This window comes from Colwellia echini, from assembly GCF_002843355.2.
Taxonomy (GTDB): domain Bacteria; phylum Pseudomonadota; class Gammaproteobacteria; order Enterobacterales; family Alteromonadaceae; genus Colwellia; species Colwellia echini.
In genome coordinates this window covers 149,043-171,217 of sequence record NZ_PJAI02000001.1, presented here as the reverse complement: position 1 = coordinate 171,217, position 22,175 = coordinate 149,043, and the positions used below count along the sequence as shown (strand labels likewise).

The following is a 22,175-nucleotide window of genomic DNA, read 5'->3' as shown; positions in this document are numbered from 1 at the left end:
GTGTTACGTTTTTTGTTATTATCGGTTACCTATATTTGCTTAAGCTTATTCTCTGCCAAGAGTAGTCAAGCGATACAAGCTAATGAAAATAATTTAAGAATTGCCGTAGCCGCTAATTTTACACCCGTACTCAATATATTACTCGAAGATTTCACTAAACAAACGGGCATACCCACACAAGTAATTAGCGGCGCTAGTGGCGCATTATTTTTACAAATAACACACGGTGCGCCGTTTGATATTTTTCTGAGCGCTGATAGTCGTCGCCCAATCGAGCTTGAGCAAACCGGCTTTACCGTAGAAAACAGTAGAAAAACCTACGCTTTAGGTCAACTCGCTTATTATTCTTCACTTCACACCGATAAAGAAATAAATAACGCGACTTCTTTATTAGCAATACTTAATACGCCCCCCCAACGTTTTGCCATCGCTAATCCTGATATTGCCCCTTATGGTAAGGCAGCTAAAGAAACTTTAATATCTTTAGGTTTATGGCAAATTTATCAACCTCGTTTAATTACCGGCATCAATATTGGACAAACTTTCACACAATTGCGCAGTAAAGCGGTAAGTAGTGGTTTAATTGCTAACAGCCAATTAATCTTAAATAATTTATCAGGTGTTGTCATTCCAAGTGATTTACATCAACCAATAGAACAACAATTAGTTATTATTCGCGCCAGCAAACAGCAAGCTAACGCACAAAAACTAATGGATTTTCTATTATCAGATGCCACTAAACAAATTATCGAAAGTTATGGTTACGCAAAGTCTTCGGTGCCTGTTTCATTACCAGAAAGTAAGTTGAGCCCACAATGATAAATTCTGATCTACAAGCACTAATTACTACCCTAGAAATGGCAGCGTTAACAACAATAATTTTATTAATTATTGGTACGCCTCTCGCTTGGTATTTAGCTAAAATGACCAGCCGTTCTAAGGTTATTATTGAGGCCATAGTTGCCTTACCTTTAGTGTTACCGCCAACCGTATTGGGGTTTTATCTATTAATCGCTTTTTCACCCGAGTATTTGCCCGGACAATTGTGGCAACAAACAACAGGGCAACAGCTTGCTTTTAGTTTTTCAGCCATTGTTATTGGTTCAGTTTTATATTCTCTGCCATTTGTTGTACAACCGTTACAAAAAGCTTTTGAACAATTAGGCGATTCATTATTAGAAGCAGGAGCCTTACTTAATGCAGGGCCTATCGACCGATTTTTCTCTATTGTTTTACCTTTAACTAAAGCTAGTTTCATTACCGCCGCCACTTTAGGCTTTGCTCATACTGTTGGTGAATTTGGTATTATTTTGATGATTGGCGGAAATATCCCAGGCGAAACTAGAGTGCTTTCTATTGCCTTGTTTGATCATGTTGAAGCCTTTGATTATACCCGAGCACATATTCTCTCAATCGGTTTGTTAATCGGTTCTCTGATCATATTAGCGGCTATTTATTGGTTAAATTTACCCAAAAGAGCAGGCACTAAAACAACTCTCATAGGCAAAGCTAACTAATGAACAATAACCCTCCACAGCTAAATATTGATATCAGCCTTAGTTACTCACAATTTAATTTAGTGATAAACCAAGCTATTCCCTTAACAGGCATCACAGGTATTTTTGGTCACTCAGCCTCAGGAAAATCGACCTTGTTACGTGCTATTTCGGGGCTAGAAAAAAGTGTATTCGGCAATATCAGTTTAGGTAAAATAAAACTTGTCTGCACAGAGCAAAAAGTCTATTTGAAGCCTGAAGCGCGTCATGTTGGTTTAGTATTTCAAAACAGCCGCTTGTTTGATCATTTAACTGTGTTAGGCAATTTAGAGTATGCAGTCAAACGTTGTAAAAATAATCAACTTTTTATCGATGATATAATTGAGTTAACTAAACTAAAAACTTTACTTAATAATCACATCAATGAGCTTTCCGGTGGTCAACAACAACGTGTTGCCTTAGCCAGAGCAATACTCGCAGAGCCTAATTTATTGCTACTTGATGAGCCATTAAGCGCTCTTGATCAACAAAGTAAAACACAGTTATTAACTATGATGCTGGCTATCCAAAAGCAGCTTAATTTGCCTATATTATATGTCAGCCACTCCCTTGATGAATTGCAACAAGTATGTGATAACCTACTAGTAATGGCCCAAGGCAAAGTAAAAGAGTTTGGCAATATTCACCAAGTAATTCACAACTTAAATCATCAACTAGGTGACGACCTTATTGCACAGCAAACCAGCTTATCTTTACCTATAACAAAGCTTTGTGATGGTTACGGCTTAACAACATTAACGCTCCAAGATAAGCAAAAAATTTATCTTGAATACGATGCAAGCTTTAAAGATAAAATCAATAATGGTGAGCTACGCTGCTTTATTCTAGCCAGTGATGTCAGCGTTACCCTAACGGAGCCAACTAATAGCTCTATCGTTAATCACTTATGCGGTACAATTAACGCCATTAAACAAAATAATAACAAAGTATTACTGACAGTAAATTGCGGTGAGCAAAATTTTTATGTTGCTATCAGCGCTTTTTCACAACAAAAACTAGCGCTCATTGTTCAGCAACAAATATATTTACAGTTTAAAGCCAGTGCAGTACGTACTTTTATTCATTAACTCAACATTAATCATTATCACTTTTAAAGAGCAGGACAACACGTGTTAAGCAATCAAGAGCAACTCAAATACTCACGTCAAATTATGTTAGATAAGGTTGGCACTAAAGGTCAACTTGCACTGCGTAACGCCAAAGTTCTTATTTTAGGGGTTGGTGGTTTGGGTAATCCTGCAAGTTTATATTTAGCGGCTGCAGGTGTTGGCACACTTTACATTGCTGATGGCGATAACATTGAGATCAGTAATTTACCACGTCAAATTTTATTTTCAGAAGCAGATATCAATGAAAATAAAGCCGACACGGCAGCAGAGAAGTTACAACAGCAATTTCCTGATACAACCATTGAAGCCATTGATGAAATGCTTGATATTGAGCTGTGCGATTATTACTTGCCACAAGTCGATTTAGTACTAGATTGCTCTGACAATATTCAAACCCGTTACCTTATCAATCAAGCTTGCGTACAACACAAAGTGCCATTAATTGTTGGCGCAGCTACAGGGTTTGATGGTCAACAACTGACTATTGATCCGCGCGACGAGACCAGTGCTTGTTACCATTGCTTGTTTCCTGTTGCAGAGAAACCGCCCGCCAATAATTGCCAAACCGTTGGAATTATTGGTCCAGTATTAGCAATGATTGCCGGCATGCAAAGCTTACAAGCAATTAAGTTATTAACAGATAATGAAGTGCAAATTAATCAATTGAATTTACTCGATGGTTTGGCGAATAAATGGCAACAATTTAACATGAAGAAACAGAGTAATTGTACTGTATGCGGTAATACTTCAGCAGATAATACTTAAGTAGGATATGTGAAATAGATAAAGCTAGATAGAGAAGCGCGAACAAGTTGTCGCCTACAAACATGCAATAACCTATTAACGGGATTTTAATCGCGCAGCTCTTAAACATTTATTCTGAACAATCAACTCTCAGTAATTACACCCAAACTAAAAGTACATCCTGAACTATTAATTACCAACTCAGTGCCTTTTTCTGTTTGTTGCTCACTAGCAATCTCAGCCCATTGATAATAAATATTTCGATGAACTTTAGCGGTTAAATTTCGGCGAACCGTCACATACAAATCACCGTTTTCATTAATAGTTAATGGATGTTCTGCATCAAGTAAAAACTCATCACCTAAGTTAGTGCTTACCTTCATTTTTCGTGAATTATTATGTGACTTTTCTTCATCAACAGTTAGCCCGTCATCAAGCCAACACCATTGAGTTAAAACAAAAGGCGCCTCTTCTACGCTAATTTTTACTTTTTCAACTGGGGTAACTAAAAAATAGGCTTCGCTTGAATCTTCAACTTCTTTAATTAATACCGAAGCAAACAATTTAACTAACGGCAGACGTTTAAAAATTGTGCCATTGTAGAACCAATCACCATTGGTTTTAATAGTAATGTCTATTTCACCACAATAAGGCGGATTCCATAACTCAACTGGTGGTAAGCCCTTACTGTGCTCATTCAATTGACGGGTGATTTGCTCTAACGACATATAACACCTTTTGTGAAAAAGTTTAACGTGTAAAAATATACATTACATTCATAATAAGCATTTAAGATAAAATAATATTATCGCTACAACTACTGCCTTATGAGTTAACATAAGACATTGAAACGCGACAAGGATTTTTATGTTTCTCAATCACCTTATCAGCAAGTTAAGTTTAATCAGTTGCGTTACTTTGCTTATCATCGCATGTAGCCAACCCAATAACAAAGCATACAACAATATGACTATTACCGAGCCACAAACCACAGTGACTATTAAGCCACCTGTCGCTAAAAAAAATCCACATACCATGGTTAATCATAATCATACTCGCATAGATGATTATTACTGGATGCGTGACGATAGCCGTACCGATCCAGAAATATTAGCTCATTTGGCAGCTGAAAATGCTTATGCAACAGCACAGCTAAAACATACAGAAGTATTGCAAGAACAAATTTTTCAAGAGATCAAAGCACGTATTGATAAAGACGATAGTTCAGTACCTACCAAAAGAGGAAAATTTTTCTATTCAAGCCAAATGCTAGGTGACAATGAATACCCTATTTATGTTAGAGCAACTGACTTTGCTGGCAGTAACCTTGAAGAGTTACTTAACGTTAACGAACTTGCCAAAGAGCATGATTATTATCAAGTAAGTGGTTTAACCGCTAGCCCAGATGGTAAGTTACTAGCCTACGGTGAAGATACCTTTAGCAGACGCGTATACACAGTCAGATTTAAAAGCATTGCCAACAACCAATTATTAAATGAAACACTTGAAGGCACTAGCGGCAATATTGTTTGGGCTAACGATAATAAAACTGTTTATTACATTAAAAAAGATCCTCAAACATTATTAGGTTATCAAGTATTTAAGCATACCTTAGGTACGCCGCAAGCTGATGATGAATTGATTTATGAAGAAACAGACAATGCTTATTACACCTATTTAAGTAAATCTAAAGACGGCAGTAATATCTTCATTTGGCATTCAAGTACTGAATCAAGTGGTGTGTCTATTATTGATGCAAACAGCACAACAGCAAAACCGAGCATGTTTATTCCTCGTGAAGAAGGACACGAATACTCAATCGCCAAATTAGGTGACTGGTATTACATACTGACTAACTGGCAAGCTACTAACTTTCGATTAATGAAAGTGCAAGAAACAAAGATCGGTGACAAAGCCAATTGGCAAGATGTTATTCCTGCTAATGATGACGTTAAGCTGGAAGATTTTGAATTATTTACCGATCACCTTGTTTATCAACAACGTGAAAATGGTATTACTCGCGTTACAATTGAGCAACTATCAACAGGCAAAAAGCAACAGCTGAGCTTTAATGACAGCGCCTATTCATTAGAGTTATATGGTAATAATGAACTAGATAATTCTGCGCTGCGTGTACATTACGATAGCTTTACCACACCCGGTACCGATTATGATATCGACTTAATTAGTTTTGATAAAAACCAGTTAAAACAAACAAAAGTATTAGGTGACTTTACCCGTAACAACTACGCTTCAGAGCGAATATTTGTTACTGCCCGAGATGGTAAACAAGTGCCTGTATCGTTAGTTTACCGTAAAGATAAATTCAAAAAAGATGGTACTAACCCAATACTACAATATGCCTATGGCTCTTATGGTCATACTATCGATCCTTATTTTTCGTTAAGTCGTTTAAGTTTATTAGACCGAGGTTTTGTATACGCTATTGCCCATGTACGGGGCTCTGAAATGCTAGGGCGACCGTGGTATGAAGACGGTAAAAAATTGAACAAAATGAATACTTTTACAGATTTTATTGATGTAACCAAAGCGCTCACCGCACAAGGTTATGCCGCTAAAAATAAAGTGTTCGCCGCAGGCGGTAGTGCAGGTGGTTTATTAATGGGTGGCATTATTAACATGGCTCCTGAATTATACCTAGGTATTGCCGCAGCCGTACCGTTTGTTGATGTAGTGACTACTATGCTCGATGAAAGCATTCCGCTTACCACCAATGAATTTGATGAATGGGGTAACCCGAAAGACAAAGTGTATTACGACTACATGCTATCGTACTCACCATATGATCAAATCAAAGCACAAAACTACCCAAATATTCTTATCACAACAGGGTTACATGATTCACAAGTGCAATATTTTGAACCTATGAAATGGGTAGCTAAGTTGCGCGAATATAAGACTGACGACAACTTATTAATATTTAAAACCGATATGGAAGCCGGACATGGCGGCGCATCGGGACGTTTTAAACAAATTTATGAAACAGCCTTAGAGTACAGCTTTTTTATTGATTTACTTAATAAAAAAGATATATTAAATAACAAATAATATTAACAATACGATGAATTATTAATCTGAAGGGAACTATAATGAAATGTAAACTGGCTTTGTTGTTTGTATTAAGCCTTCCTTTATCTGCAGAGGAAGTAACACCTGATAATTGGCATTTTTCTGGTAATATCGCCTACAGTAATCGCGCACTGGATGGCACTATTGTTAATCAAACAGAAGATAATAACGGGCAATTTGGTGAGTTATTCACTACTGGCAACGAAATGAACGTTGGTACTAGTTCAAGTACAATGGTGGAGCTTGCGGTGCAATACAAGCGCTATGGGGTTGGTTTAAACTATATGCCTACCTCGTTTAACGGAGAAGGCACGGCACTTGTTGCTGCAAGCGGTGATAATGCAGGCTTTTTTGTGCAAAGCCCCTTAGACTCTCAAATTGATGTTGAGATGTTGTTAGCAAATTTCTATTACAATATTATTCAAACTCCCGATACAGTATTTGGTGTTGGCTTAGGCTTAGGACAAACCAGTATTGACTTTAATATTAAGCCTGAGTTAGGTAATGACCTTGCCTATACTGGAGACCAACCTTTTGGATTTTTAAACCTTCACTTTTCAAGTAATTATAACCGTTTTCTCTATGGTTTTTCTTTAAATGGCATCAATGCAGCTTTTAGTGGCGTTGATGTAGATTATTCTGACTATAGAGTCGACCTTGGTTATCGAGTAAGCGATGCGGAAATCAAAATTGATATTATTGGTGGTTACCGACTCATTAACTTTGCACTTGATATAGAGGATGGCGAAGATAAAGCAGCCACTGATATCAGTTTATCCGGGCCTTTTCTTGGCATCACAGTTACCTATTAATAATTACTATAGTGGCCAGTTTAACTGGCCACTTTTTAACCTACTCTTAAACCACAACTCTAGCTTGATAAGTTTATCAATTCGAAGTGAATTTCATTTTAATAGCTAACTTATTGTCAGTAATAACAATTAAAAAATAAATAAATCATCCAAAAATAGTACAATCGCTCAATTTATACCCTATTCAATTGCTAGAGCTAGCTATTGCTATAGTTCAATCACGCGCCTTAAATTTGAATACCCTTCATCAATACCACTTCGATAACTAACTGAATTTAAATACTTAAGTGGCTAAATCAAGTTAATAAAGTAACAGTTAGAAAAACCTTTATTCAACCAGTATCAGGTTAAGTTAACTATTAATAATATTCATCTTGCGTATGACGAAATTATTATACTACTATTAAAAACCAGAATGGTGATTGTTGTCTGTAGTAAGTTGAATGTATACAATAGTCAAAATCAATATATTCCTTGTTCAAGGCAAAATATATCCGGAGAGATAAATAATATGCAGTTACTAAGTCAAATAAAAATTCAAAGCCGGATTATTATTTTAGTGGTCATTCCACTAATAGCAACCTTATTACTAGCTTACGAAAAGCTAAATAGTGGCTTTGTTGAACAAGAAAAAATTGTTAAATTAGATATTGTTTTAGACTATGCCGGCGTTTCTTCCCCTTATCTCAATAGTATACTTAAAGAAGCTTTTTACACTCGATTATATATTGACAGTAATCCAGATAAAGCAGAAATCTATAAGAGAAAAATGTTAGATATTAGGTTGAAAGCACAAGAAGCAGAGAGAGCTTATATAACTTTTATTGATGATCACGCCCATGATTTATCTCAATTTGCAGTTTTAGAACGCGAGATTAAAGGTATAAGAAAACTCATTGGTGAGTTTAAATATATACGGGGTGCTGCAGACAGTAAAACACATAGAACATTTGATTATCAACAAGAGCTGGGGAGAGAGTTACATACCATGTATGAAATGAATTTTCTCGGTAAAAGGTTGCTAAGTTCATTAAGTGAAATTGTTTCTATCGCCAGTCAAAATGAGAAATTAGGGTTGATGTCTAATGCTTATTACAACTTACTGCTTGCTAATGCTGAAACCGCTGTCCATAACAGTTTTGTTTTTGCTGCAATGAATACCACGTTAGATGTTTATGTTTTTGGCCTTATTTATAGCAGCGCAACTAAAAAAGCCACTAATTTAGAGCTTTTTGTGAACTTTTCTACAGATGTAGGTAAAGATGCCTACAGAAAACTCACCACCGATAAAAACTACCTATTAGGAGAAGAGGTTGCCATTTTAGCCAGAGGAGATATTTACAACCAGGTTAATAAACCTTTAGATTTAGGCGAAATTGACTTTGATAAAGCCAGCACCGAGATATTTAAACTATACCAAGATGCAATGGATACCGTGTTAGATGAATTATTAATGACCAAAAATGATCTCGTTGCCGACGCTGAACAGGTTGTTTACGAAACCATCACATTAATGGTCATGTTACTGGCCTTTATATCTGTTATTTCATATTTAATCGGGCACAGTATTTCAAATCCACTTAAACACATGGTGAAAACTTTTGCTAAAATCGCAAAAGACAAGGACATGTCAATAAAACTGAACAATCAAGGTAAAGATGAATTATCTGAATTAGCGACTGCATTTAATAGCTTATTAAGTAGCATTCATACTACGTTAAACCACGTCAAAGACGAAGCTGTTATCATCAATTGCACAACCAACGATATCGTTATATCCATGGATGACTCATTAACACTATCGCACAATCAATCGCAAGCAACTGACAGTATATCGGTTGCCATAACAGAAATGACCTCAACCATAGAAGAGGTTGCCTCAATGGCCACACACACGTCAGATGCAGTACAAAATGCGAATGATATATCCATAAGAAGTACTGAAAATGCTACATTAAGTAAAGCCATGATGGAAAAATTAACTTCCGAGCTAGGTAATACCAGTATAGTTATCAATAGCCTAAATGAAGAAACAATCCTAATTGGTAACGTATTAAATGTAATTCAAGGCATTGCTGAACAAACGAATTTACTCGCTCTCAATGCAGCCATAGAAGCGGCAAGAGCAGGAGAACAAGGGCGAGGCTTTGCTGTCGTTGCTGACGAAGTTAGGAATCTAGCTGGCCGTACTCAGGAGTCAACCGAATTAATACGCCAACAAATTGAAACATTACAAAAAGGTGCTGAAGCTGCCACATCAAATATGGAAAACTTACAAGCTGAAGGGCAAAAAGCCGTAGAGATAGTTATAGAAGGTGTTGAGTCTGTGAATGTGATGAAAGGTGAGCTCGACAACATTATGGAAATGGCAGTACAAATTGCCACAGCGGCAGAAGAGCAATCACATGTATCAAACGAGATTAATGAACGTATTTTAGCGATTAAAGATGATGCTGATAAAATTACTAATCAAACTAACCAAACATCTCAATCTGCTCAAGGATTAAAAACCACAGGCGTTAGATTGAATTCTTACATAAGCGAATTTCAACTGGATAAATAACATAACAAACCACATAAATAAAAGCGCTGCCTAATATAAATATTAGCTAGCGCTTTTATTTTACCTATCAAAATACAACTACTTCCCTACTGTAAAAATTGTCTGAATATGGCTTAATCCCAGTTAAAATAAGATATTAACTGAGGTACGATAGACTCGTTTGTAAATTTATGTAAAAAGGCTGTATAGGTATAACTACATTGATTACACTGCCTAAAGAGTTTATTTTTTATTTTAAAGAGTTATTTTCATATGTCCCGTCGCTTTCGACACCTACTACCATTACTATCAAGCTTAACGTTACTCGCTTGTAGCAGTACCTCAGAAGTAGATGAAAAACTAAAAGACCTACCGCTCCCCAAGCATTGGCAAGGTCATGAGCAAGAAATTAAACAAACCCTACCCGTTGAGAATAACTGGTTGGCTGAACTTAATAATGCTCAAGCACATGAGTTAGTTAATAAAGCTCTGGCAAACAACCATCAATATGCGATTCAAGCTTATGCACTTGATATAGCTGAGCAGGAAATGATAGTTACCGGCAGTGAACTTTGGCCTGAATTAGACTTAGCATTTCGCAGTGGTCGTAACAAAAATAACGACACTGATACCTACAGTAATACTAACTCACTGAATTTACAGTTGAGCTATGAAGTCGATATTTGGGGTAAGTTATCCGACGCTGATCGCCAAGCTAACTTTAATTACCTTGCCCAAAAATCTACATTTGAGCAATATAAACAGCAGCTTGTGGTTAATGTACTCAACACTTGGTTCCGTGTTATTGAAGCAGACAAGCTACTAGCGCTTTATCAAAACCGAGTGGCAAACTCTCAGCAAAACTTAGCCATTATTGAATCGGGCTATCATTCAGGTTTAACCACTGCACTCGATGTTTACTTAACGCGTAACGACTTAAATAACGAGTTAACTCGCGTTTCAGAACAACAAACCGTAAAAACTAAAGTGATCAGAGAGCTTGAATTACTTGTCGGTGAATACCCCAAAGGTGAATTATTAGTTAACGCCAACTTACCATTATTAACTTCTGAAATACCTGTTGGCTTACCATCAGAATTAATTAGTCGTAAGCCTGAATTAAAAGCCAGCTGGTATGAATTACTCGCTCAAGACGCCGGTTTAGCTTATGCACATAAACAGCGTTTTCCAAGTATTGTATTATCAGGTACTCTTGGTGATTCAAACCCAGACATTAGTGAGTTACTCTCAGGTTCATCACTTGCCTGGTCTTTACTAGGCAGTATTTCAGCGCCAATTTTCAATGCGGGAAGACTAAAAGCTAATGAACAAAAAGAACGATTAGCGCTTAAACAAGATGAACAGCAATATCTTGATACGCTTTACACCGCTTTTAGCGATGTTGAAAATGCTATCACTACAGAACAAAACTTAAGAAATAGTTACAACACTATGTTAGCCGCAGAAGAAAACGCAAAAATTGCAGCAACCTTATCCTTCGAGCAATACCAAAGCGGTTTAGTTGACTATATTACTGTGCTCGACGCACAAAATAGGTACTTTGATGCACAAAGTAATTTAATACAAATTAAAAATAGGCTGATAGCCAATAGAATTAATTTACATCTTTACTTGGGTGGCGATTTCACCACACCGTCACTTGAAAATAAGGCCAATTAAACATGTCTACAGCTAAGCACTCAAACAACACAACTTCTAACGATAATACATCTAGTAAACATAGTGACAATATGAACGATAACCCTAAGACTCAAACTGGCTATAAAAAAATATTATTACCGGTAATTATCATTATTATCACCATCGCATTGGTTATGTTAATTACCAATAATCCACCAGAAAGCCAACGTGGTAAACCATCAAAAGCACCACAAATGACAGTAGAAACTATTACTATTCAGCCGCAAACATATCCGGTAATGATACAAAGTTTTGGTACCGTGCAACCACGTACACAAAGTGTATTATTTGCCCAAGTATCAGGACAAATAACTAAAGTAAGTAAACAGTTTAGAGCTGGGGGCTTTTTCGAACAAGGCGATGTGCTAATTCAACTTGACGATAGAGATCACCGTGCAGAAGTTAACATTGCAAAAGCAAGTTTAATGTCAGCCAACCAAGCATTTCAAGAAGAAGAAGCCCGTGTCAGCCAAGCAAAAGCAGACTGGGCAAGACTAGGCAACGGCAAAGAGCCCAATGCCCTAGTGTTACGCCAACCACAACAAGAAGCCGCCAAAGCACAAGTATTATCAGCGCAAGCACAACTTGATAAAGCTCAGCTATCACTTGAGCGTACCAAAATTGTTGCGCCATTTGCAGGTCGTGTTTTAAAGAAATATGTTGATATTGGTCAAGTTGTATCAAGTAACACCCAACTTGCTGATATTTTCTCTGTTGATTACGTAGAAATACGTTTACCAATTAAGAACAAAGACTTACCACTAATGAAGTTGCCTGAAGAATACCGCAACGCCCATGAGAAATATGAATTACAAGACAGCGAAAACGAACAAATCAGTAACGTTGTTATTTCTTCTGACCTACTTGGCAAACAAGTATGGCAAGGCCAAATTGTAAGAACCGAAAGTGCCATTGATGAAATGTCACAACAATTGTATGTGGTTGCCCAAATAATTCGTCCATACGACAGCATGTATAACCAAGGTGCACAAATTAAAATGGGACAATACGTAACGGCTGAAATTACCGGCCGTGACGTCGAAAATGCTTTAGTCATACCAAGCAGTGCTATTTACCAAGGTAGTTACGTTTATACCGTAAAAGACGGTTTATTAATGCGCAAAGAGATTGAATTAGATTGGCAAAATGGTACTGAGTCTATTGTATCTCGCGGCTTAAATGCTGGAGACGAACTGGTTATTACTGCCCTAGGTCAAGTAAGTTCTGGTACACCAGTTGCGATTTCAGGAGAATTACCGAGTAACACCGCACAATCATCAGACTCAGCTAAAGGCGGAGCCAAATCACCGGCCGAACGTCGTGCAAAACTTGAACAAATGGCTGAGCAAAAAGGTATTAGCGTTGATCAATTAATTGCCGAACGAAAAGCTAAAAGAGATAAAGTAAATTCTGAAAGTACGACTAACGCGAAGGTGAATAACTAATGATTGCTTGGTTCGCTCGAAATCACGTTGCCGCCAACTTACTATTAATCACTATTGTAATAGCAGGTTTATTTAGTTTATCTAATCGTATTCCATTAGAAGTATTCCCTTCTTTTGAAACCGACCGAATTAACGTTAGCGTATCATTACGTGGCGCAACGCCTGAAGATGTAGAAAAGAGTATTTCTATTCGCATTGAAGAAGCGGTGCAAGATTTAGAGGGTGTTAAAGAAATATCTAGTCAATCATCTGAGGGATCTTCTCAGGTAAGTATTGAAGTAGATTCAGGTTACGATCCGCGCGAAATGCTCGCAGATATTAAAAGTCGCGTTGATGAAATTAATACTTTTCCAGCTGATGCCGAAAAACCCGTTGTTTCTTTAGCAACACGTAAGCGTGATGTAATAGCAGTAACGGTTGCCAGTATTTATAGTGAAAAAGAAACTCGAGAATACGCAGAACAAATACTTGATGATTTACTTAAAGATCCAGCCATCACCCAAGTAGACTTGAAAGGTGTGCGTAACTACGAAGTCTCAATTGAAGTACCACAAGACAAATTACGCCAATATGATTTAACCATTGGCCAAATTTCTGCTGCTATTGCTAACTCAAGTACCGATGTTTCTGCCGGTAATTTAAGAACCCAAGGCGGCGATATTTTACTGAGCTCTAAAGGGCAAGCTTACCGTAAAGATGAATTCGACCGAATTGCCATAAAAACCAATGTTGATGGTTCAATCATTCGTCTAAGCGATATTGCCATTGTTTCAGACTCATTTGAAGAAATGCCAGTACGCGCTCGCTTTAACGGTAAAAGAGCTGCTTTTCTTGATGTTTATCGTATCGGCCAACAAAGTGCGATAGAAGTAGCGGCGGCTGTTCGAACCTATATCAACAATAAACAAAGTAGCCTACCTGTAGGTGTTGAATTAAGCTTTTGGGATGACGACTCTCAAATTGTTAAAAACCGTATATCGACTTTAACAACAAGCGCCCTACAAGGTGGTATTTTAGTACTCGCTTTATTAACTTTATTTTTAAGACCTTCAATCGCATTTTGGGTGTTTATTGGTATACCAGTATCATTCATGGGTGCTTTTATCATGATGCCAATATTTGGCGTCACCTTAAATATCATGAGTTTATTCGCTTTTATCTTAGTTTTAGGGATTGTGGTGGACGACGCCATTGTCACCGGCGAAAATATTTATACCCATTTAAAAACCTCTGAATCAGGTGAAGAAGCAGCCATAAAAGGCACCCAAGAAGTAGCAACACCTGTGACCTTTGGTGTGTTAACAACCGTAGCGGCTTTTCTACCATTAGCTTTTATTGAAGGTAACCGTGGTGCTTTATTTGCGCAAATTCCGGTCATCGTTATTCCGGTACTGATCTTCTCTTTAATTGAGTCAAAGTTTGTTTTACCGTCGCATTTAAAAAACTTAAAGTTACGTTCACAAACCACCAAACAATCAAAATTTAGTCAACTACAACAATCATTCGCTGATGGCTTTGAACATGCAATCATTCGTTTTTATCAACCACTATTAAAGCGCGCTTTAAGTCATAAAGCCGCTACATTATTAGGTTTTGTTGGTGTCTTTTTAGTGATTGTGGCACTTATTATGAGTGGCTGGAGTAAATTTATTTTCTTCCCTCGTATTCCAAGTGAAACAATACGCGCATCAATTACTCTACCAGCTGGTACGCCATTTGAAGTAACCAATAAATACATAGTTAAAATGGCAGATAAAGCTGAGTTATTACGCGACAAGTATATTGAACCAACCACAAATAAAAGTGTAATTCTTAATATATTAGCAAGCGCAGGTGGCCGTGGTGGCGTAACAAACGAAGGTAGTGTTCGTTTTGAAATAACCCCACCAGAGTCACGTGAACTGGCGATAACCTCAAGTGAATTAGTACGTGAATGGCGAAATTTAATTGGTCCGATTCCCGGCGCTGAAAGCATAACCTTTAGAGCTGAAGTTGGTCGTTCATCGGATCCAATTGACGTACAATTAAAAGGTAATTCATTAGCCACTTTGAAAGAAGTTTCAGAGAAAGTAAAAACTAGATTAGCGACCTATCCAACAGTATTTGATATTGCTGATAGCTTGTCTAATGGTAAAGAAGAGCTGCAAATTGAATTAACTGAACAAGGTAAAGCTTTAGGTTTAACGCTTGTTGGCGTGTCAAAACAAGTGCGTGAATCATTTTTTGGTTCACAAGTACAACGTATTCAACGTGGGCGAGACGATGTACGCGTAATGGTTAGATTGCCATTAGAAGAGCGTCGTACTATGGCTGATTTAGAAGATATTATAATTACCACGCCAACAGGTGGCTCAGTTCCACTGTCTCATGTAGCCAAGTTCTTGCCGGGTAAAAGCCCGTCAACCATTTCAAGAATTGATCGCTACCGTACTGCCAATATTATTGCTGATGTTGAAAAAACCAATACCAATATGACGGTACTTCAAGCTGATTTAAAAGCTTACTTAGATGAATTAATGGTGCAATACCCAGGCGTAAGTCATTCTCTAGAAGGTGAAGCACAAGAGCAGCGAGAATCTTTTGGCTCGCTAGGTTGGGCATTAATCTTTGTATTCTTTATTATTTATGCTTTACTAGCTATTCCATTTAAATCGTACTTACAGCCACTTATAGTGATGAGCATTATTCCATTTGGGATGATAGGTGCTGTTTTAGGACATTGGATCATGGGCATGCCATTAACCATTATGAGTTTGTTAGGTATGCTTGCCTTGATAGGTGTTGTAGTTAATGACTCATTAGTATTGGTTGATTTTATCAATAAAAAACGCCTTGAAGGCGGAGAGTTGATGCAAGCCGTATTAACCGCAGGAGCATCGCGTTTTAGACCTGTTATGCTAACCAGTTTAACTACCTTTATTGGTTTAATGCCGTTATTGTTTGAGCAATCAACTCAAGCACAATTTTTAATTCCAATGGCAGTTTCATTAGGGTTTGGTATTTTATTCGCGACATTTATCACATTAATATTAGTACCGGTAAACTACTTACTTGTTGAACGTATAAAAACATTCTTGTTTGGTGAAACAACAAGTGAGCAACAAAAAATAACAACACAAGTATAATAAATAACTTACCCTGTTTTAAATAACAGGGTTATCTTTAAATAAAATAGTCTTAGTTTAGTTATAGCTAACTCAAGATACCTAATTAATTAAAAAAGAAGATATTATGAAAAAATGTTTGCTAGTAACGTGTATAACCTTAGCTTTGAGTGCTTGTAATGAGCCATCAAATTCAACTGATGCTACTAATCATGCAACAAGTGCTTCCTCAACTAAAGACGCTCAATCAAAAACCATTGCAGGTAATGAAGTATTAGTAAGTAACGAACAAGAGCTAAAGTCTGCGATTAAAAATGCCAAAGCTGGCGACAACATTGTATTGAAAAACGGTACCTACACTGACATTAAAATCAAATTTTACGGTGAAGGCACTGAACAAAGCCCAATTACTTTGAAAGCCGAAACCGCTGGTAAAGTTTTCATCGAAGGTCAATCTAACTTAGTATTAGGTGGTAACTACCTAATTGTTGATGGTTTATATTTTAGAAATGGTTACACACCAACTAAAACCCTAATTAATTTTAAAATTAACGATGAACAAATTGCTTTCAATTCTAAAGTAACTAACAGCGTTATTGAAGAATTCACTCAACTAGACAGACATACGTCAGATCACTGGGTTGAGTTATGGGGTCGCAACAATGAATTAAGTAATAACTATATTGCGGGTAAGTCTAACTTTGGCCCAACCGTTATGGTGAATTTAAAGGGTAATCAACATATAAAAAATCACCATCAAATTATCAATAACCATTTTGGCCCTCGCCCAAGAAAAGGTGGCCCTCATGGTGAAACCTTACAAATTGGTAACAGCTATACCTCAATGACACCTTCTTACACCAATGTTGAAAACAACTTTTTTGATCGTTGTAACGGTGAAGTAGAAATAATTTCAAGTAAATCAAACTACAACCAATTTAAAAACAACGTTTTCTTTGAAAGTGAAGGTTCGTTGGTAGTACGCCACGGTAACTACGCAACTATTGACGGTAACATGTTTATTGGTAATGGTGAGTCTGAAGAATTTGGTGGTATTCGTGTTGTAAATACAGGTCACTGGATCACAAATAACTACTTCTACAAGTTAACGGGTGAAAAATTTAGAGCACCAATTGCGGTAATGAACGGTATTCCTAAGTCACCACAAAACAGATACAACCAAGTAACTGATGCCGTTGTTGCTTTCAACTCGTTTGTTGAAACACCAACACCTTGGTATTTCAGTGTTGGCTCTAACGTAGAGCAAAGTGCTGTATTACCTGCCTCTGAAATTCGTTCTGCAAGACCAACTCGTACTGTTTTCGCTAACAACTCTATTTACAATACAGACACTGCCGAACACCCTATTTATAATTACGACAAAGTTGACGGGATTACCTTTAAAAATAACTTTTCTAATAACGCCAACAAAACGGGTATAGCAACTGACGGTATTATCACGCAAGCCATGACCATGGAAAAAGTTAGCCAATACTTAGTAGTGCCAACAACTAACAACACTGATGTTTATAACGGTTTTGACTTTGATAAGATCACGACTGACTTATTAGGCCATGAAAGAGCTGATCATAAAGCTGTTGGCGCATTTATTAGCCCTGTAGCTAAAGGTACTAGCTTATTTGATAGAACTAAATACGGTACTAACTGGTTTGTAGCAGAGAAAGAAGCTAAAGAAGCAACTACTTTCAAAGCCCTTACCACTGAAGAGTTAACACAAGCGCTAGCTAATGCAACTTCTGGTGACATTATTGAACTAACAGCTGCAGAATATACAGTTGATAGTACACTTGATATCAATAAAGAAATCACCTTTGTTTCTGCTGATAAAGAAAACAAAGCAATCATTAACTTTACTTCAGCTGATACTGCGTTTTCTATGCAGCCAAAAGGCTACTTACATTTAGATAGCGTGATAATCAAAGGTAACAACAAGCAAAATGCTTTCACAACCTTAGATAAAAATATGTCTAAAGCGTATGATTTATCAATTAAAAACTCGACAGTTAGTAACTTCATAAGCGTATTAGAAGTATCTAAAGCATCATTTGCCGACAACATTACTGTTGAAGATTCAGTTATCAGTAATAACCAAAATGGCTTCATCTTAAATAAAGAAAATGATGACAAAGGTGATTACAACGTTGAATTCTTAACGATTACTAACACTACGTTTGACAACAACGCTGGTTTAATCGTTGATTACCATCGTGGTGGTTATGATGAGTCAACTATTGGTGGTAACTTCGTTTTTGAAAACAACACAGTAACCAACTCTGGCGTAAAAGGTGGTTTATTAATGAAAAACCGCGGTATTGTTAAAGTATCATTTGCTAACAATACTTTTAAAAATAACCCAGTTAAATTAATTGCCATTCTTTGGGGTGAAAAAGGTCAAAAACCAATTAATAACACTATGGTTAATTCTGGTGAAGTTGAAGTGGTTCAAAACTTAGAAATGAAATTAATGTATTAATACTAAGTCTAAAATTAAGCCTAAAATTATAACTTTAGCTGTAATGTAAATTATGGCTAAAGTTGTAAGCTAGAGTTAGTTAATGACTATATTAATAACAACTGCATCAACTAGTAGCACTAATTAAATTTGATTAGCATTGCAAGTTGATGATTATTTTAAACGTATAATAACTCCTAATTCCCCCCCATTCCCTCGGGACAATGCAAACTTAAGCCAATATTAAGCGTGATTTAATACAATAATGGCATAACCTTTAAAAAACCCTACAAATATGAATTTTTTGCTTGTCAACATAAGGCAAAATACAATACAATCGCCCCGCTGTTAAAGAGCAGCACGCATACTCTTCAAATACTTGTCTAATAATAGTCATATACTTTTCGAATATGTAGTAGTACATCTCAATGGTGGCTATAGCTCAGTTGGTAGAGCCCCGGATTGTGATTCCGGTTGTCGAGGGTTCAAGTCCCTTTAGCCACCCCATCTTTTACTTCTTCCTGAAGTAGTAGTTCAAAAAAGTTAAACATGTCGGTGATTAGCGCAGCTTGGTAGCGCACTTGGTTTGGGTCCAAGGGGTCGCAAGTTCGAATCTTGCATCACCGACCACTTTTGATTACTTATCTCCCTAAAAATTCAGATAAATTAACGATCCATTAAAACGTTATGTTGCAAATCAGTCGTACTAGTGACTTTTTTCCTATTAAATTGAAGCTCAAATAACCTAATCTTTTTTTCGATTGCGACATTGGTAATACCCCTTACTTAAAGTAAAAGTAAAAATATAAAAGAACTAACACCTATTTAGCTATTCAAAGCGATATGCATCCATCGCTAATATGCCATGCTCTATGTCCTGATGTATTAGCTCACCTTTTCCTGTTTCACTAGCTCCCAGTGCAGCAATAAACGGTAAGAAATGCTCCTGTGTTGGATGGTTGAATAAGGCATCAGGTGCAGCATTCATATAATCTATTAAAGACTCGATCTGTGCGCTTGAAACCTTCTCATTTACCCACTTGGTAAATGCCTTAACGCGTTTTTCACTTCCCACGGATGGCCTAGAAAATTCAGCTAGGTTATGAGTTACATTGCCAGAACCAATAATAAGAATATTTTCATCCCTAAGTGACGCCATTAACTTGCCATATTCATAGTTAGCATCAGCACCTAATGCGCTGTTGATAGAAACTTGTACAATTGGAATATCCGCAGTAGGGAGCATCAACCGCAATGGGATCCAAAGGCCATGATCCCACCCTTGCTGTTCATCTAGAATTGGGTGTAATCCTACTTGCTCAAAACGTTTGGCAATTTTTTTAGCTAATCCAGGAGAGCCAGGAGCGTTATATTGAATATTGTATAACGGCGCCGGAAAGCCATAAAAATCATGAATGGTTGTGGGATTTTCTCCTGCTGTAATGACAATGTCATTAGCTCGATCAAAATGCGCTGAGAACATGATAATAGCTTTCGGTCTTACTAGTGATTTTCCTAACTTCTGTAAGAATAGAGAGGTTTTACTCTCTGCTATCGCCATCATCGGCGAACCATGAGAGATAAATAATGCAGGTTGTTTTTTCATAACTATCTCCGTTAGCCAGCAGACACAATGCCTGATGGGTTTTATGCGGCTAGTGAGTAATATCCATGTTTAAATGGTTACGACTCACTTTTTACCTATTCTCAATAGCTATGCATTATTATCTAGCTTAGGTCTAAGTCGTTGTGCAATTTTATTATCCACTGAGAAAGCACCAGCCCCTTGAACCATTAATGCTAATGAAGCAACGGCAAGCAATAACGCATATTCATAACCGTTATTAGTAACAAAAAGACCATTACCTATATGTACTGTCATTGCCATAAACATGGTAAATGCAGTTACCACAGCAGCCGGACGAGTAAGCAAACCAACTACAAGCGCCAATCCACCAAAAAACTCACCGCTACCTGCCAACAAAGCCATTAAATAACCTGGTGCAAAACCAATGCTTTCCATAAATTGTCCAGTACCTTCCAAACCATAGCCTCCAAAAAGACCAAACAGTTTTTGAGCACCATGAGCCATTAGTATTATGCCAAGTGGAACACGTAAAATAAGCGCTCCAAGCCCCGCGTTTGAGGTGAAAACTTTTTGTATAGTTTGTGTATTCATCATAATTCTCCAATTCATAATAGGTTGTTTGTTTTCATTAATAGAATAATATTAGATAGAGTATTAAAGATAAATATGCTATTTATTGTTACATTATAAACATTTTGTTGTTAATGGGTAAGTATGGATAAGTTAGAAACAATGAAAGCTTTTGTTACGGTTGCGCAGGAAAGTGCTTTTTCTAAAGCCGCAGGCAAACTTAATATTTCGCCGCAGTTAGTTAGCAAATACGTATCTCAGCTAGAGGATAAACTGCAAATACGGTTATTAAATAGAACTACTCGTAAAGTCAGCCTTACAGAAGCGGGAATAGAATATTACCAACGTTGCCAGCAAGTTTTAGCTGACATTGATGAAATGGAAGGCTCCTTAACTGATTTACACAAGAATATCTCTGGCTTATTAACAATAAGTGCGCCGATGTCGTTTGGTACAAAACATCTTCCTAAGCTGTTTGCTGAATTTCAAGATATCCACCCAAAACTAAAAGTAGAGTTAAAATTAACAGACAGAAAGGTCAATATTGTTGAAGAAGGAATTGATGTAGCATTGAGAGTAGGTAAATTGGAAAGCTCTTCATTGATTGCCAAAAAAATAACTCCTATCAACCTTGCAATATACGCCTCCCCTGACTATTTGAAAAAGCATGGTACCCCAAATTCTCCCATTGAATTACAGGGCCACACCTATTTAAAATATAATAATTCAGAAAGCAGCATGCTGTTTTCACAATTTGGTATCGAATATAAGAAGTTGGGATTAAATGAGAAGATAGTCACTAATAATGGTGACTTTTTGGTTAATGCTGCGGTTTATGACGAAGGCATTATCATTCAGCCCACATTTATTGCTGGTGAAGCCTTTGCCGCAGGTAAATTAAAGCAAATATTAGTAGGTTATGAACCAGCACCTTTGGCACTTTATGCGGTTTATGCCAACAGGAAATTTCTTGCGGGTAAAGTACGTACCTTTATTGATTTTGTCAGTCAGTTTTATGGTGATGTACCCTATTGGGATTAGCCTTGTACAATAGCCACTTTGAACCAACCGACTTTTACTGTTCCAGCCTAAACAAAACCTAAAAAAGCATAAACCAAGACCTAAAAATGTGATTTAGGTCCTTAAAACTCAAGCTAAGTCATATCGTTCTTATTAACTTTAATTTAACAGAGAACTTATCATTCTATAACGTGTAAATATTTCCAATAGCAGTGAAAAATATACTCAGCTCTTTTCACCTATGAATAAAATAAAGTACAAACCTTCATTATAAAAAATCACTCCAATAGCCTACTGAGTACAGTTTACCTGACTCGCTCAATGAATCACCCCCTAGTAAATATTTTGTTACTTATATTGGTACAAGTTCTGCAATCAACAGAACGTATAACTAAATTAAATAACCGTATTGATAAAGGAG

The 22,175-nt window shown here is 36.9% G+C and carries 15 protein-coding genes and 2 tRNA genes; 14 read left to right on the top strand and 3 right to left on the bottom strand.

Features of this window, described 5'->3' with window-relative positions; translation table 11 throughout:
* The 4 genes from modA to CWS31_RS00685 are packed head-to-tail and all read left to right on the top strand — an operon-like array spanning position 1 to position 3,430.
* The gene (gene modA / locus CWS31_RS00700) at positions 1-819 is read left to right on the top strand and encodes a molybdate ABC transporter substrate-binding protein (RefSeq protein ID WP_246143246.1); all 819 of its coding nucleotides are present in this window, start codon (positions 1-3) and stop codon (positions 817-819) included.
* Complete coding sequence (modB, locus tag CWS31_RS00695; protein ID WP_101343241.1) at positions 816-1,517, top strand: molybdate ABC transporter permease subunit; 702 nt, start codon at positions 816-818, stop codon at positions 1,515-1,517. Before modA ends, modB begins: the two co-directional genes overlap by 4 nt.
* Positions 1,517-2,623 carry a molybdenum ABC transporter ATP-binding protein gene (gene modC, locus CWS31_RS00690; protein WP_101343240.1) on the top strand — a complete coding sequence of 369 codons (1,107 nt, stop codon included), beginning with the start codon at positions 1,517-1,519 and terminating at the stop codon, positions 2,621-2,623. The genes modB and modC overlap by 1 nt, the downstream gene beginning before the upstream one ends.
* 42 nt (positions 2,624-2,665) lie before the next feature.
* Entirely contained in the window at positions 2,666-3,430 is a 765-nt protein-coding gene (locus CWS31_RS00685) for a HesA/MoeB/ThiF family protein (protein WP_101343239.1), read from the top strand.
* Positions 3,431-3,552: 122 nt separating this feature from the next.
* On the opposite strand, the gene CWS31_RS00680 is transcribed toward CWS31_RS00685, so the two are convergent.
* The gene (locus CWS31_RS00680; RefSeq protein ID WP_101343238.1) at positions 3,553-4,137 is read right to left on the bottom strand and encodes a DUF1285 domain-containing protein; all 585 of its coding nucleotides are present in this window, start codon (positions 4,135-4,137) and stop codon (positions 3,553-3,555) included.
* A gap of 139 nt (positions 4,138-4,276) precedes the next feature.
* On the opposite strand from CWS31_RS00680, the gene CWS31_RS00675 reads away from it, so the two are divergent.
* The 9 genes from CWS31_RS00675 (at position 4,277) to CWS31_RS00635 (ending at position 19,206) form a co-directional block, all read left to right on the top strand.
* The gene (locus CWS31_RS00675) at positions 4,277-6,478 is read left to right on the top strand and encodes a S9 family peptidase (RefSeq protein ID WP_101343237.1); all 2,202 of its coding nucleotides are present in this window, start codon (positions 4,277-4,279) and stop codon (positions 6,476-6,478) included.
* A gap of 41 nt (positions 6,479-6,519) precedes the next feature.
* The gene (locus tag CWS31_RS00670; protein ID WP_101343236.1) at positions 6,520-7,311 is read left to right on the top strand and encodes a porin family protein; all 792 of its coding nucleotides are present in this window, start codon (positions 6,520-6,522) and stop codon (positions 7,309-7,311) included.
* Positions 7,312-7,822: 511 nt separating this feature from the next.
* On the top strand, positions 7,823-9,874 hold the full coding sequence (locus CWS31_RS00665; protein WP_170252728.1) for a methyl-accepting chemotaxis protein: 2,052 nt from the start codon (positions 7,823-7,825) through the stop codon (positions 9,872-9,874).
* 252 nt (positions 9,875-10,126) lie between these two features.
* Positions 10,127-11,533, top strand: a complete 1,407-nt coding sequence (locus CWS31_RS00660; RefSeq protein WP_101343234.1) for a TolC family protein — start codon at positions 10,127-10,129, stop codon at positions 11,531-11,533.
* Between the two features lie 71 nt (positions 11,534-11,604).
* Positions 11,605-12,999, top strand: coding sequence for an efflux RND transporter periplasmic adaptor subunit (locus tag CWS31_RS00655; protein WP_101343718.1), 1,395 nt, complete (start codon positions 11,605-11,607; stop codon positions 12,997-12,999).
* Positions 12,999-16,124, top strand: a complete 3,126-nt coding sequence (locus CWS31_RS00650; protein ID WP_101343233.1) for an efflux RND transporter permease subunit — start codon at positions 12,999-13,001, stop codon at positions 16,122-16,124. The genes CWS31_RS00655 and CWS31_RS00650 overlap by 1 nt, the downstream gene beginning before the upstream one ends.
* Before the next feature lie 106 nt (positions 16,125-16,230).
* Positions 16,231-18,597: a chondroitinase-B domain-containing protein gene (locus tag CWS31_RS00645; protein WP_101343232.1), complete on the top strand. Its 2,367-nt coding sequence runs from the start codon at positions 16,231-16,233 to the stop codon at positions 18,595-18,597.
* A 410-nt stretch (positions 18,598-19,007) separates the two neighbouring features.
* Positions 19,008-19,083 (top strand) — tRNA-His (locus CWS31_RS00640).
* Between the two features lie 46 nt (positions 19,084-19,129).
* Positions 19,130-19,206, top strand: a tRNA-Pro gene (locus tag CWS31_RS00635).
* 199 nt (positions 19,207-19,405) lie between these two features.
* Here the strand turns inward: CWS31_RS00635 and CWS31_RS00630 are convergent.
* Together CWS31_RS00630 and CWS31_RS00625 are read right to left on the bottom strand one after the other, a co-directional pair.
* Positions 19,406-20,182, bottom strand: a complete 777-nt coding sequence (locus CWS31_RS00630) for a DODA-type extradiol aromatic ring-opening family dioxygenase (protein ID WP_101343231.1) — start codon at positions 20,180-20,182, stop codon at positions 19,406-19,408.
* Between the two features lie 108 nt (positions 20,183-20,290).
* Positions 20,291-20,755 (bottom strand): DoxX family protein, encoded by a 465-nt coding sequence (locus tag CWS31_RS00625; protein WP_101343230.1) that lies wholly within the window; start codon positions 20,753-20,755, stop codon positions 20,291-20,293.
* 123 nt (positions 20,756-20,878) lie between these two features.
* On the opposite strand from CWS31_RS00625, the gene CWS31_RS00620 reads away from it, so the two are divergent.
* On the top strand, positions 20,879-21,775 hold the full coding sequence (locus tag CWS31_RS00620) for a LysR family transcriptional regulator (protein ID WP_101343229.1): 897 nt from the start codon (positions 20,879-20,881) through the stop codon (positions 21,773-21,775).
* Positions 21,776-22,175: the final 400 nt, after the last annotated feature.